Source organism: Streptomyces qaidamensis (assembly GCF_001611795.1).
Classification (GTDB): Bacteria; Actinomycetota; Actinomycetes; order Streptomycetales; family Streptomycetaceae; genus Streptomyces; species Streptomyces qaidamensis.
The window spans coordinates 6,157,701-6,170,673 of the sequence record NZ_CP015098.1 but is presented as its reverse complement, the minus strand read 5'-3'; the positions used below and the strand labels follow the sequence as shown (position 1 = coordinate 6,170,673).

The window sequence follows — 12,973 nt, the reverse complement described above, 5'->3', positions numbered from 1 at the left end:
GACGTACCGGGAAGGGACGTACCGGGACTCAGGCCTTGGGCACGCGCACGATCAGCGCGTCACCCTGCCCACCGCCACCGCACAGCGCGGCCGCGCCCACGCCACCGCCGCGCCGCTTCAGCTCCAGCGCGAGATGCAGCACGAGCCGCGCACCGGACATCCCGATCGGGTGACCCAGGGCAATGGCGCCACCGTTGACATTCACCTTTTCGGTGGACACCCCGAGGTCCTTCATGGACTGCACGGCCACGGCCGCGAACGCCTCGTTGATCTCGATGAGGTCGAGGTCCGAGACCTCCAGTCCCTCCTTCTTCAGCGCGTGCACGATCGCGTTGGACGGCTGCGACTGCAGCGAGTTGTCCGGCCCGGCCACGTTCCCGTGCGCCCCGATCTCGGCGATCCACTCCAGGCCGAGCTCCTGTGCCTTGGCCTTGCTCATCACGACCACGGCGGCGGCACCGTCGGAGATCTGCGAGGCGGACCCGGCCGTGATCGTGCCGTCCTTGGAGAACGCCGGACGCAGCTTCCCGAGCGACTCCGCGGTCGTGTCACCGCGAATGCCCTCGTCCTTGCTGAAGAGCACCGGGTCGCCCTTGCGCTGCGGGATCTCGACGGGCGTGATCTCGGCCTCGAACAGGCCGTTCTTCTGCGCGGCGGCGGCCCGCTGGTGCGACAGCGCGGCGATCTCGTCCTGCTCGGGCCGGGCGATGCCGAGACGGGTGTTGTGCTTCTCCGTCGACTCGCCCATGGCGACGCCGTCGAAGGAGTCGGTCAGACCGTCGTGCGCCATGGCGTCGAGCATCTCGACTGCGCCGTACTTGAAGCCCTCACGGGACTTCGGCAGCAGGTGCGGGGCGTTGGTCATGGACTCCTGGCCGCCGGCGACGACCACGTCGAACTCGCCCGCGCGGATGAGCTGGTCGGCGAGCGCGATGGCGTCGAGGCCCGACAGGCACACCTTGTTGATGGTCAGCGCCGGCACGTTCATCGGGATGCCGGCCTTGACGGCGGCCTGGCGGGCCGGGATCTGCCCGGCCCCGGCCTGGAGCACCTGGCCCATGATCACGTACTGCACCTGGTCGCCGCCGATCCCCGCACGGTCGAGGGCGGCCTTGATCGCGAAGCCGCCGAGGTCGGCTCCGGAGAAGGACTTCAGCGAGCCGAGCAACCGCCCCATGGGCGTACGCGCTCCCGCGACGATCACCGAGCTGTTCGCTTCGGAAGTTCCAGAAGACATGAGCTGCGATCCCCTTACCGGCTGCACAGCCGAGGAGTGAACGAGGGTTTACTTCGAATGTACTGAGTGGCACTCCGTGCCGTCATCGGGCTGTCGGTGTGATCGCGCGCACGTTGCGTAACCACCTCCGGGGCGTTGCACTGAATCCATGCTGACGCGAATCGACCACATCGGAATCGCCTGTTTCGACCTCGACAAGACCGTCGAGTTCTACCGTGCCACCTATGGCTTCGAGGTGTTCCACTCCGAGGTCAACGAGGAGCAGGGCGTGCGCGAGGCCATGCTCAAGATCAACGAGACGTCCGACGGCGGCGCCTCCTACCTGCAGCTCCTGGAGCCGACCCGCGAGGACTCCACCGTCGCCAAGTGGCTTGCGAAGAACGGCGAGGGCGTCCACCACATCGCTTTCGGTACGGCAGACGTCGACGGCGACGCCGAGGAGATCAAGGGCAAGGGCGTACGCGTGCTGTACGAAGAGCCGCGAGTCGGTTCCATGGGGTCACGGATCACCTTCCTGCACCCCAAGGACTGTCATGGCGTACTGACAGAACTGGTCACTTCGGCGCCTGTTGAGTCACCTGAGCACTGACCCTCGTACATAGGGGCCGGTAGGGTTGGGGGCGGTCGCCGCTCAGTCCAGGGTGACCGCGGTCCCGCCGTGCTACGGCAGGACCACCGGGGTCCGGGTTTCGGGGGACGAGCGTCGGGGCAGCAGCCTCTGCTCCGCCGATGATCTGACACCATTCCCCGGGGGCCCCGTTCGGCGGATGGACGGAGCTCGTTTGGAGAGTGTTGCGACCAGGGGACGGATGGGACCGCGCAGTGCGGGGCTACGAGAGCCAGGAGCGAGAGCCGGCGGCTGACGTCGACCACCTCTCTCGGTTCGAAGCCGAGATGAAGCGGCTGAAGACCGAACGGGAAAAGGCGATCCAGCACGCCGAGGACCTCGGCTACCAGGTCGAGGTGCTGCGCGCCAAGCTGCACGAGGCGCGGCGCACCATCATGTCCCGGCCCTCCTTCGACGGGGGCGACATCGGCTGGCAGGCCGAGCAGTTGCTGCGCAACGCTCAGGTGCAGGCCGACCAGATCCGCGCGGACGCCGACCGCGAGCTGAGCGAGGCCCGGGCGCAGACCCAGCGGATCCTCCAGGAGCACGCCGAGCAGGCCGCCCGGCTCCAGGCCGAGCTGCACCAGGAGGCGGTGACCCGCCGCCAGCAGCTGGACCAGGAGCTGGCCGAGCGCCGCCAGACGGTCGAGTCGCACGTCAACGAGAACGTGGCCTGGGCCGAGCAGCTGCGGGCCCGCACCGAGCAGCAGGCCCGCCGGCTGCTGGAGGAGTCCCGCGCCGAGGCCGAGCAGGCCCTGGCCACCGCCCGCGCGGAGGCCGAGCGGCTGACCACGGAGGCCCGGCAGCGGCTGACGGGCGCTGCCGAGGAGGCCCGGGCCGAGGCCGAGCAGATCCTGCGCCGCGCCCGCACGGACGCCGAGCGCCTGCTCAACGCCGCGTCCACACAGGCCCAGGAGGCCACCGACCACGCCGAGCAGCTGCGCACGTCCAGCGCCACGGAGTCGGAGTCGGCGCGCCGCGAGGCCCAGGAGCTGAGCAGGGCCGCCGAGCAGCGGATGGCCGAGGCCGAGGAGGCGCTGCGCAAGGCGCAGACCGAGTCGGAGAAGCTGGTCACGGAGGCCAAGGAGGCCGCCGCCAAGGCCCTGTCGAGCGCCGAGTCCGCGAACGAGACCCGTACACGCACCGCCAAGGAGCAGGTCGCCCGGCTGGTCGAGGAGGCCACGAAGGAGGCCGAGCACACCAAGTCCGAGGCCGAGCAGCTGGTCGCCGACGCCCGCGCCGAGGCCGAGAAGATCGTCGCGGAGGCCTCCGAGAAGGCCCGCACGCTCACCGCCGAGGAGACCGCGACCCAGCTGTCCAAGGCGGCCAGGACCGCCGAGGAGGTCCTCAACAAGGCGTCGGAGGACGCCAAGAAGACGACGAAGGCGGCGGCCGAGGAGGCCGAGCGGATCCGCTCGGAGGCCGAGGCCGAGGCGGACCGGCTGCGGGCCGAGGCGCACGACATCGCCGAGCAGCTCAAGGGCGCGGCGAAGGACGACACCAAGGAGTACCGCGCCAAGACGGTCGAGCTGCAGGAGGAGGCCCGCCGGCTGCGCGGCGAGGCCGAGCAGCTGCGGGCGGACGCGGTCGACGAGGGCGAGAAGATCCGCGCCGGGGCCCGCAAGGAGGCCGTGGCGCAGATCGAGGAGGCGGCGAAGTCCGCCGAGGAGCTGCTCGCCAAGGCCAAGGCGGACGCGGACGAGCTGCGCACGACGGCCCAGACGGACAGCGAGAGGGTCCGCACCGAGGCCATCGAGCGGGCGACGACGCTGCGCCGGCAGGCCGAGGAGACCCTCCAGCGCACCCGGCAGGAGGCCGAGCGGCACCGCGAGGAGGTCGTCGAGCAGGCCGAGGCGCTCAGGGAGGACGCCGAGCGCGCGGCGCGGGAGCTGCACGAGGAGACCGAGCGGGCCATGGAGGCCCGTCGCGCCGAGGCCGCCGAGGAGCTGACGCGGCTCCAGACGGAGGCGGAGGAGCGGCTGACGGCCGCCGAGCAGGCGCTGTCGGACGCCCGTGAGGAGGCCGCGCGGATCCGCCGCGAGGCCGCCGAGGAGAACGAGCGGCTGCGCGCCGAGGCCGCCGAGCGGATCCGGACGCTCCAGCAGCAGGCCGCGGCCGAGGCCGAGCGGCTGCGCGACGAGGCCGCGTCCGACGCGTCCGCGGCGCGTGCCGAGGGCGAGGCCGTCGCCGTACGGCTGCGTTCGGAGGCGGCGAGCGAGGCCGAGCGGCTGAAGTCGGAGGCGCAGGAGAGCGCCGACCGGATGCGCGCGGAGGCGCAGGCCGCCGCCGAGCGGCTCGCCGCGGAGGCGTCGGAGACGCTGGCCGCCGCCCAGGAGGAGGCCAACCGGCGCCGCCGCGAGGCCGAGGAGGTTCTCGGCAGCGCCCGGCAGGAGGCCGACCAGGAGCGCGAGCGGGCCCGCGAGCAGAGCGAGGAGCTGCTGGCCTCGGCGCGCAAGCGCGTGGAGGAGGCGCAGACCGAGGCCGTACGGCTGGTCGAGGAGGCCGACCGCCGTGCCACGGAGATGGTGTCGGCGGCCGAGCAGCACGCCCAGCAGGTCCGGGACTCCGTCGCGGGGCTGCACGAGCAGGCCCAGGAGGAGATCACCGGTCTGCGTTCCGCCGCCGAGCACGCGGCGGACCGTACGCGCCGCGAGGCCCAGGAGGAGGCGGACCGGGTCCGCTCCGACGCCTACGCCGAGCGGGAGCGGGCGAGCGAGGACGCGGGCCGGCTGCGGCGCGAGGCGCACGAGGAGTCCGAGGCCGCCAAGGCACTCGCCGAGCGGACGATGTCCGAGGCGATCTCGGAGGCGGAGCGGATCCGCGCGGACGTCGCCGAGCACGCCCAGCGGGTGCGCACGGAGGCGTCGGACGCGATCGCCGAGGCCGAGCAGAGCGCCTCGCGCACCCGGGCGGACGCCCGGGAGGACGCCAACCGCATCCGCTCCGACGCGGCGACGCAGGCGGACACCCTCATCACCGAGGCCCGCAACGAGGCGGAGCGGCTGACGACGGAGACGGTCCAGGAGACCGACCGGCTGCGCATGGACACGGTCGCCGAGGCCGAGCGGGTCCGTACGGAGGCGGTCTCCGAGGCCGAACGCGTCCGCTCCGAGGCGGCCACCGAGGCCGAGCGGGTGCGCTCGGAGTCGGTCGCCAAGGCCGAGCAGCTCGTCGGGGACGCCACGAGCGAGGCGGAGCGGCTGCGGGCCGAGGCCGCCGAGACGGTCGGTTCGGCGCAGCAGCACGCGCAGCGGATCCGCGCCGAGGCCCAGCGGGTGAAGACCGATGCGGAGGCGGAGGCGGAGCGGCTGGTCAGCGCCGCGCGCGAGGAGGCCGACCGCACGCTGGACGGCGCCCGCAAGGACGCCAACAAGCGGCGTTCCGAGGCGGCCGAGCAGGTCGACAAGCTCATCACGGAGACCACGGCCGAGGCGGACAAGCTGCTGACCGAGGCGCAGCAGCAGGCGCACAAGACCACCGCGGAGGCCGAGTCGCAGGCCGACACGATGGTGGGCGCGGCCCGCACCGAGGCCGACCGGCTGGTGTCCGAGGCGACGGTCGAGGGCAACTCCCTGGTGGAGAAGGCCCGTACGGACGCGGACGAGCTGCTGGTCGGCGCGCGCCGGGACGCCACGCAGATCAGGGAGCGTGCCGAGGAGCTGCGCGACCGCATCACCTCCGAGATCGAGGAGCTGCACGAGCGGGCCCGCCGGGAGTCGGCCGAGACGATGAAGTCGGCGGGCGACCGCTGTGACGCGCTCGTCAAGGCGGCCGAGGAGCAGCTGGCGAAGGCGCAGGCGAAGGCCAAGGAGATCGTCTCGGAGGCCAACTCCGAGGCGGGCAAGGTCCGTATCGCCGCGGTGAAGAAGGCGGAGGGGCTGCTCAAGGAGGCCGAGCAGAAGAAGTCCACGCTGGTCCGGGAGGCCGAGGAGCTCAAGGCCGAGGCGATCCGCGAGGCCAAGCGCACGGTCGAGGAGGGCAAGCGCGAGCTGGAGGTCCTGGTCCGTCGCCGCGAGGACATCAACGCCGAGATCTCCCGTGTCCAGGACGTCCTTGAGGCGTTGGAGTCCTTCGAGGCCCCCTCCGCGGGCAAGGACAACGGAGTCAAGGCGGGCGCGACGGTCGGCGCACCCCGTTCGGGTGGCAAGGGTTCGGATAGCTAGCCAAACGGGGCGAATCCGGTGTGTGCTGGGGTCTTTGACCAAGTCTTTGGCAAGCGGTCCGGGGGTTAGCCACTCAAAAGGGGTGTCATTTTCCAGATCAAACGCGCATCCGCTCGATGACACACCGTTTCGGCCCCTAGGATTCCACCTATCACCTCACCGGTCTCATTCGACAGGAACCCCATGAGCGACACTTCCCCCTACGGCTTCGAGCTTGTGCGGCGTGGGTACGACCGCGCTCAGGTGGACGAACGTATCTCCAAGCTCGTCTCCGACCGTGACAGCGCTCTCGCCCGCATCACCGCTCTGGAAAAGCGCATCGAAGAGCTCCACCTCGAGACGCAGAACGCCCAGGCCCAGATCACCGACGCCGAGCCGTCGTACGCGGGTCTCGGTGCGCGCGTGGAGAAGATCCTCCGCCTCGCCGAGGAAGAGGCGAAGGACCTGCGCGAGGAGGCCCGGCGCGCGGCCGAGCAGCACCGTGAGCTGGCCGAGTCGGCGGCCCAGCAGGTGCGCAACGACGCCGAGTCGTACTCGGCGGAGCGCAAGGCGAAGGCCGAGGACGAGGGCCTGCGGATCGTCGAGAAGGCCAAGAGCGACGCCTCCCAGCTGCGTTCCGAGGCGCAGAAGGACGCGCAGTCCAAGCGCGAGGAGGCGGACGCCCTCTTCGAGGAGACCCGTGCGAAGGCCGCGCAGGCCGCCGCCGACTTCGAGACGAACCTCGCCAAGCGCCGCGAGCAGTCCGAGCGCGACCTGGCCTCGCGTCAGGCCAAGGCCGAGAAGCGCCTCGCCGAGATCGAGCACCGCGCCGAGCAGCTGCGCCTGGAGGCCGAGAAGCTGCGCACGGACGCCGAGCGCCGCGCCCGCCAGACGGTGGAGACGGCTCAGCGCCAGGCCGAGGACATCGTGGCCGATGCCAACGCCAAGGCCGACCGCATCCGTTCGGAATCCGAGCGCGAGCTGGCCGCCCTCACCAACCGCCGCGACAGCATCAACGCCCAGCTGACGAACGTCCGCGAGATGCTCGCGACGCTCACGGGCGCCGCGGTGGCCGCCGCCGGCACGCCGGCCGAGGACGAGCCGATCTCCCGTGGGGTCCCGGCGCAGCAGTCCCGGTAACACGCGGGCATACGGAGGCTGAATCTCCGCAAAGCCCTCTGCCGCTCGGGTGGCAGAGGGCTTTGTCCCGCTCTAGCGTGGCGGGCATGATTGAGCTGGAGGGGCTGACCAAGCGGTACGGCGAGAAGGTGGCGGTCAACAACCTGTCCTTCACCGTGAGACCGGGCATCGTCACGGGCTTCCTCGGGCCGAACGGCGCGGGCAAGTCGACGACCATGCGGATGATCCTGGGTCTCGACCACCCGACCGCCGGCGACGTCCGTATCGACGGCAAGCACTACCAGCAGCTCAAGGACCCGCTGACGTACATCGGCGCCCTGCTGGAGGCCAAGGCCTGGCACGGCGGGCGCACCGCCTACAACCATCTGCTGTGCCTCGCCCAGAGCAACGGCATTCCGAGCCGCCGCGTGCGGGACGTGCTGGAGACGGTCGGGCTGACGGCGGTCGCGAAGAAGAAGACCAAGGGCTTCTCGATGGGCATGGGTCAGCGGCTCGGCATCGCCGCGGCGCTGCTCGGCGACCCGCGGATCCTGATGTTCGACGAGCCGGTCAACGGCCTCGACCCCGAGGGCATCCACTGGATCCGCACCCTGATGAAGTCGCTCGCCGCGCAGGGCCGGACCGTGTTCGTCTCCTCCCATCTGATGAGCGAGATGGCCCTGACGGCCGAGCACCTCGTCGTCATCGGGCAGGGCCGGCTGCTCGCGGACACCTCCATGGCGGACTTCATCGACCGCAACTCACGCTCGTACGTCCGGGTCCGCAGTCCGCAGCGGGAGCGGCTGCTCGATGTGCTGCACCAGGCCGGGATCGTGGCCGTGGAGAGCGGCGACGGGGTGCTGGAGGTGGACGGCGGCAAGGCCGAGCAGATCGGTGAGCTGGCGGCGCAGCACCGGATCACGCTGCACGAGCTGAGCCCGCAACAGGCCTCGCTGGAGGAGGCGTTCATGCAGCTGACCGCGGAGTCGGTGGAGTACCACGCACACAGCGGGACGAGCGCCACGGGCCCCGAGCCGGGGCGGCAGCAGTGGGGCGACGGCTGGAAGAAGGGCTGAGCATGGCGACGACACAGGTCGTACGGTCGGAGTGGACCAAGATCCGGTCGGTGGCGTCCACGGTGTGGACCCTCTCGCTGGTGGTGGTCGTGACGGTCGCCCTCGGCATGCTGATCTCGGCGCTGTCGAAGAGCGAGTTCGACTCGATGAACGCGCAGGACCGGGCCGAGTTCGACCCCACGTTCATCAGTTTCGCGGGGATGAGTCTCGGTCAGCTCGCGATGATCGTATTCGGGGTGCTGGTCGTGTCGAACGAGTACAGCACCGGCATGATCCGCACCTCGTTGGCCGCGGTGCCGCAGCGCGGCTCCTTCCTGTTCAGCAAGATCGCGGTCGCCAGTGGGCTCGCCCTGCTGGTCGGCCTCGTCACCAGCTTCGCCGCCTTCTTCCTGGGGCAGGCGATGCTCGGCTCGCACCGGGCGGAGATCGGGGACCCGGGGGTGCTGCGGGCCGTGTTCGGCGGCGGCCTCTACATGGCGCTGATCGCGATGTTCTCCATGGGCGTCGCCGCGATGCTGCGCTCGCCGATGCTGTCGCTGGGCATCCTGATGCCGTTCTTCTTCCTGATCTCCAACATCCTGGGCAATGTCGACGCGACGAAGGAGGTCGGCCGGTTCCTTCCCGACCAGGCCGGAAGCAAGATCATGCAGGTGGTCACGCCGATCGACGACGACACTCCGTACGGGCCGTGGGGCGGCCTCGGGATCATGGGGCTGTGGGTGCTCGCGGCGCTCGTCGGCGGTTATGTGCTGCTGAAGAAGCGCGATGCCTAGGGGGACAGGCTCGGCCTGACCTTTTACCTCCTCTTGGGCGGAACCGTCAGCGCCTCGATATCCTCCTAACCCTTACGGGGGCGTGTGCCCCGCTGTCCTGAACCTTGCGATGGGTGCGGAGCATGATCGAAGCAGTCGGCCTGACGAAGCGCTACGGCGACAAGACCGCTGTGTACAACCTTTCCTTCCAGGTGCGGCCCGGGGCCGTCACCGGCTTCCTCGGGCCGAACGGCTCCGGCAAGTCGACGACGATGCGGATGATCCTCGGCCTGGACAATCCGACGGCCGGGCAGGTGACGATCGGCGGCTATCCGTACCGCAGGCTGCCCAACGCCGCCCGTCAGGTCGGTGCCCTGCTGGACGCCAAGGCGGTGCACGGCGGCCGGTCCGCCCGCAATCACCTGCTCTCCCTGGCCCAGCTGTCGGGCATCCCGGCCCGGCGGGTGGACGAGGTGCTCGGGGTCGTCGGTCTGCAGGACGTGGCCAAGAGGCGGTCCAAGGGCTTCTCCCTGGGCATGGGGCAGCGGCTCGGCATCGCCGCCGCACTGCTCGGCGACCCGCAGGTGCTGCTGTTCGACGAGCCGGTCAACGGCCTCGACCCGGAGGGCATCCTCTGGGTCCGCAACCTGATGAAGGCGCTGGCGGCGGAGGGCCGTACGGTCTTCGTCTCCTCCCACCTGATGAGTGAGATGGCTCTGACCGCCGACCACCTCATCGTCATCGGGCGCGGTCAGCTGCTCGCCGACATGAGCGTGACGGACTTCATCTCGGCGAACTCCGCGGACTTCGCGCGGGTGCGCACACCCGACACCGAGCCGCAGCAGCGCGAGAAGCTGTCGGCCGCGCTGACCGAGTCGGGCGGGCACGTCCTGCCCGAGCAGGACGGCGCGCTGCGCGTGACCGGGCTGCCGCTCCCCCGTATCAGCGACATCGCGCACGACCACGACGTACGGCTGTGGGAGCTCTCGCCGCACCAGGCCTCCCTGGAGGAGGCGTACATGCGGATGACGCAGGGCGCCGTCGACTACCGCTCGACGATCGACCAGAAGGAAGGGCTCCAGCAGCCGCTGCCGCCCGGCGCGCAGCCGCCCATGCCGGTCCCCGGCCAGGGCCAGCCGGGCTGGTACGCCCCGCCGCCGCCCCAGCAGGGCGGCCAGCCGTTCCCGGCTCCGCCGCAGGGCGCACCCGGCCAGGCTCAGGCGTACGGCGCCCCGGGGGCTCCGAGCGTCGCTCCGAGCACCCCTGGCGCGGGAACGCCCAACCCGTACGCCCAGCCCGCGCCCCAGGCGCCCCAGGCGCCCCAGGCGCCCCAGGGCACCGCACAGCCCGCACCGCAGGCTCCCGCGGCCCCCGCCGCCCAGCCGGCCGCCTCGGCCCCCGCGCAGCCCGTTCCGGCGCCGCCGGCGCCCGCCGCCGCCCCGACCTCCGATCTGACCAAGCCCGAGGACGCCCGATGAGCAGCCCCCAGTCCCAGATGCCGCAGGCCGCGCCCGCCTGGCAGACGGCACCCGGTTCCGCCCCGTACGCAGGCGACCCCGGCTACACCTCGCCGATCCCGGTCGTGCGCACGCACCTCGGCAACGCCATCGCCTCCGAGTGGACGAAGATCAGGTCGGTGCGCTCCACGATGTGGACGCTCGGCGTGTTCGTCCTGCTCGTCATCGGCATCGGCACGCTGACCGGCGTGGTGGTGGCCAACTCCGACCCGGCCCTGGACGGCGAGAGCCCCCTCGGCCTGGGCTTCTTCGGGCTGCTGCTGGGCAGCATGTGCATCATCACGCTGGGCGTGCTGACCACGGCCTCGGAGTACGGCACCGGCATGATCCGCACCACGATGGTCGCGTGCCCGAGCCGGGGCAGGGTGCTGGCGGCGAAGGCCGTGGTGTTCTTCCTGACCGCGTTCGTCGTGACGCTGGTGTCCGCGTCCCTCGTCGCCTTCCTGCACGTGGCGATGCTGGAGGGCGACGGCGCCAAGTCGCCCTCCAGCGGTGAGTGGCTGAAGGGCACGGTCGGCATCTCGCTCTACATCGCGTTGCTGGGCCTGCTCTCGCTCCTCGTCGGCTCCATCATCCGGCACTCGGCCGGCGCCATCACCATCATGATCGGCGCCGTGCTGGCCCCGCTGGTGATCGCGCTGTTCATGTTCTCGGAGTCCCTGCAGGACGTGCGCGACGCCCTGTTCGAGTACTCGATCCCGAACCAGCTCAGCGTCTTCTACGCCAACTCCCTCAGCCAGTCCGGCCCGTCCGGCTGGGACCCGCTGTGGATCATCCTCGGCGTCACGGCCGCCGCGTTCGCCGGCGCCTTCGCGCTGCTGGAGAAGCGGGACGTCTGAGTCCGCTCAGAACTTCGGCGCGTTACGGGACCGCCGCACCCCCGGGGTGCGGCGGTCCCGCGCGTTCCAGCAGGCCTTGTGCCAGTGTCTGCGGTCGTCGACGCCCGTGTGCTCGGCCCAGGCCACCACGTGCGGCACCCCGTCCGGGATCAGCTGGTCGCAGCCGGGGCAGCGGTACGACTTGCCCTGCGCGCTCGCGCCGGCCACGTGCCGCACGCTCCAGTTCTCGCCCTGCCAGTTCTCCGAGGACTGCCAGCCGCCGTAGCGGCCGGGGCGGTCGTCCTCGGCGCTCCGGCCGGACGGAACGGCGCCCTTGGGTCGGTTGCGACGCGGGGACACGGGACACCTCTCGGGGCTATACAGGAAGCAGGGGCCGCGTCCAGCCTACGCGGCGCGCACAGGGGTACGCGTACGGCAACCAATCGCCACAAGTCCTTCGCGGGCGCGGCGGACCCGGCCCGGGTGCTCGCCCCCTGGCTCCCGGCGGAACGCCCCATTCTGCAGACAATCCGCAAAATACTCCGCCCGGCCGTGTCCTCGGCACGTGTCAGACGGTTATGCGCTGTGGGGGAGCTCCGTGTCGGAGCCAAGGAAGCAGGAAAGCAATGCGCGTTGGAAGTTTCGTGTTGGCGGCCCAGTTCCCCGGTCAGGGCGAGGGAGAGGCGCTGCACCGCGCGGTCCGCTCGGCCGAGGTGGCCGAGGAGGCCGGGCTCGACACGGTCTGGCTGGCCGAGCACCACTTCGTGCCGTACGGCACGTGCCCGTCGGCCATCACCCTGGCCGCCTTACTGCTGGGCCGCACCCGCCGCATCCGGGTGGGCACGGCGGTCAGTGTCCTGCCCACCGTCCACCCCGTGGCCCTCGGCGAACAGGCCGCGCTGCTGCACCACACGAGCGGCGGCCGTTTCACGCTCGGTGTCGGGCGCGGCGGCCCGTGGGTCGACCTGGAGGTGTTCGGCGCGGGCCTGGAGGCGTACGAGAAGGGGTTCCCGGAGTCCCTGGAGCTTCTGGTGCGGTGGCTGCGCGAGTCGTCCGTGGCGGCCCACGGGGAGCGCTTCCGCTTCCGTGAAGTCCCGGTGGTGCCCCGGCCGTCGGAGGCACTGACGGAGGCCGCCGGGCCCGAGCTGGTCGTCGCCTGCACCTCGCCGTCGAGTGTGCGGCTGGCGGCCGAGCGGGGTCTTTCGATGCTGCTCGGGATGCACGTGGGGGACGAGGAGAAGGCCGAGATGGTCGCACTGTGGCGGCAGCACGCGCGGGCCTGCGGCCGGTCGCCGGAGGAGATCCGGGGCGCGTCCCATGTATCGGCCGGCGTCTGCCAGATCGCGGACCGGCGGGTCGACGCGGCGGAGACGCTGATGAAGGCGATGCCGGGCTGGCTGAAGCAGGGCCTGGAGGCCCATGTCACGGTCGACGGGCGCACACGCCGGATGCGCGACCCGCTGGCGTACACCGAACTGCTCTGCGGGCTGCACCCGGTGGGCACCCCGCGGCTGTGCGCGGACCGGCTCGCGGCGACCAGCGAGCGGACGGGCATCTCCCGGTTCGCGCTGCTCGTCGAGGGCTCCGGAGACCTGGCGGCGACCGAGGAGAACGTGCGGCGGCTGGGCGCCGAGGTGCTCCCCCAACTCGTCTGAGCGCGGTGGGTTCCTGGGGCTTGCCGCTCCGGTACAGAACTGCACCTCCC

The 12,973-nt window shown here is 71.4% G+C and carries 10 protein-coding genes; 8 read left to right on the top strand and 2 right to left on the bottom strand.

The window, feature by feature from the left end:
* Positions 1–28 precede the first annotated feature (28 nt).
* The gene (locus A4E84_RS27560) at positions 29–1,237 is read right to left on the bottom strand and encodes an acetyl-CoA C-acetyltransferase (RefSeq protein ID WP_079129138.1); all 1,209 of its coding nucleotides are present in this window, start codon (positions 1,235–1,237) and stop codon (positions 29–31) included.
* A gap of 148 nt (positions 1,238–1,385) precedes the next feature.
* Between A4E84_RS27560 and mce the strand changes: the two genes are divergently transcribed.
* The 7 genes from mce to A4E84_RS27525 all read left to right on the top strand — a co-directional run bounded on the left by mce (position 1,386) and on the right by A4E84_RS27525 (position 11,289).
* On the top strand, positions 1,386–1,826 hold the full coding sequence (gene mce / locus A4E84_RS27555; RefSeq protein ID WP_031107947.1) for a methylmalonyl-CoA epimerase: 441 nt from the start codon (positions 1,386–1,388) through the stop codon (positions 1,824–1,826).
* A gap of 233 nt (positions 1,827–2,059) precedes the next feature.
* On the top strand, positions 2,060–6,007 hold the full coding sequence (gene scy / locus A4E84_RS27550) for a polarized growth protein Scy (protein WP_062929113.1): 3,948 nt from the start codon (positions 2,060–2,062) through the stop codon (positions 6,005–6,007).
* Positions 6,008–6,190: 183 nt separating this feature from the next.
* Positions 6,191–7,126: a coiled-coil domain-containing protein gene (locus A4E84_RS27545; protein WP_031140747.1), complete on the top strand. Its 936-nt coding sequence runs from the start codon at positions 6,191–6,193 to the stop codon at positions 7,124–7,126.
* A gap of 86 nt (positions 7,127–7,212) precedes the next feature.
* Positions 7,213–8,181 (top strand): ABC transporter ATP-binding protein, encoded by a 969-nt coding sequence (locus tag A4E84_RS27540; RefSeq protein ID WP_062929112.1) that lies wholly within the window; start codon positions 7,213–7,215, stop codon positions 8,179–8,181.
* Between the two features lie 2 nt (positions 8,182–8,183).
* The gene (locus tag A4E84_RS27535) at positions 8,184–8,954 is read left to right on the top strand and encodes an ABC transporter permease (protein ID WP_062929111.1); all 771 of its coding nucleotides are present in this window, start codon (positions 8,184–8,186) and stop codon (positions 8,952–8,954) included.
* 122 nt (positions 8,955–9,076) lie between these two features.
* Positions 9,077–10,411, top strand: a complete 1,335-nt coding sequence (locus A4E84_RS27530; protein WP_062929110.1) for an ABC transporter ATP-binding protein — start codon at positions 9,077–9,079, stop codon at positions 10,409–10,411.
* Positions 10,408–11,289, top strand: a complete 882-nt coding sequence (locus tag A4E84_RS27525; protein WP_062929109.1) for an ABC transporter permease subunit — start codon at positions 10,408–10,410, stop codon at positions 11,287–11,289. The genes A4E84_RS27530 and A4E84_RS27525 overlap by 4 nt, the downstream gene beginning before the upstream one ends.
* Before the next feature lie 6 nt (positions 11,290–11,295).
* On the opposite strand, the gene A4E84_RS27520 is transcribed toward A4E84_RS27525, so the two are convergent.
* A complete protein-coding gene (locus tag A4E84_RS27520) occupies positions 11,296–11,628 on the bottom strand; it encodes a hypothetical protein (protein WP_062929108.1) in 333 nt (110 codons plus the stop codon).
* Between the two features lie 266 nt (positions 11,629–11,894).
* On the opposite strand from A4E84_RS27520, the gene A4E84_RS27515 reads away from it, so the two are divergent.
* Positions 11,895–12,923 carry an LLM class flavin-dependent oxidoreductase gene (locus tag A4E84_RS27515; RefSeq protein ID WP_062929107.1) on the top strand — a complete coding sequence of 343 codons (1,029 nt, stop codon included), beginning with the start codon at positions 11,895–11,897 and terminating at the stop codon, positions 12,921–12,923.
* Positions 12,924–12,973: the final 50 nt, after the last annotated feature.

Bases quoted from the DNA above. Each gene is read 5' to 3' on its own strand.
- A4E84_RS27560 (WP_079129138.1), bottom strand. From the start codon at position 1,237: ATGTCTTCTGGAACTTCCGAAGCGAACAGCTCGGTGATCGTCGCGGGA.
- mce (WP_031107947.1), top strand. From the start codon at position 1,386: ATGCTGACGCGAATCGACCACATCGGAATCGCCTGTTTCGACCTCGAC.
- A4E84_RS27515 (WP_062929107.1), top strand. From the start codon at position 11,895: ATGCGCGTTGGAAGTTTCGTGTTGGCGGCCCAGTTCCCCGGTCAGGGC.
- A4E84_RS27535 (WP_062929111.1), top strand. From the start codon at position 8,184: ATGGCGACGACACAGGTCGTACGGTCGGAGTGGACCAAGATCCGGTCG.
- A4E84_RS27530 (WP_062929110.1), top strand. From the start codon at position 9,077: ATGATCGAAGCAGTCGGCCTGACGAAGCGCTACGGCGACAAGACCGCT.
- A4E84_RS27545 (WP_031140747.1), top strand. From the start codon at position 6,191: ATGAGCGACACTTCCCCCTACGGCTTCGAGCTTGTGCGGCGTGGGTAC.
- A4E84_RS27525 (WP_062929109.1), top strand. From the start codon at position 10,408: ATGAGCAGCCCCCAGTCCCAGATGCCGCAGGCCGCGCCCGCCTGGCAG.
- A4E84_RS27540 (WP_062929112.1), top strand. From the start codon at position 7,213: ATGATTGAGCTGGAGGGGCTGACCAAGCGGTACGGCGAGAAGGTGGCG.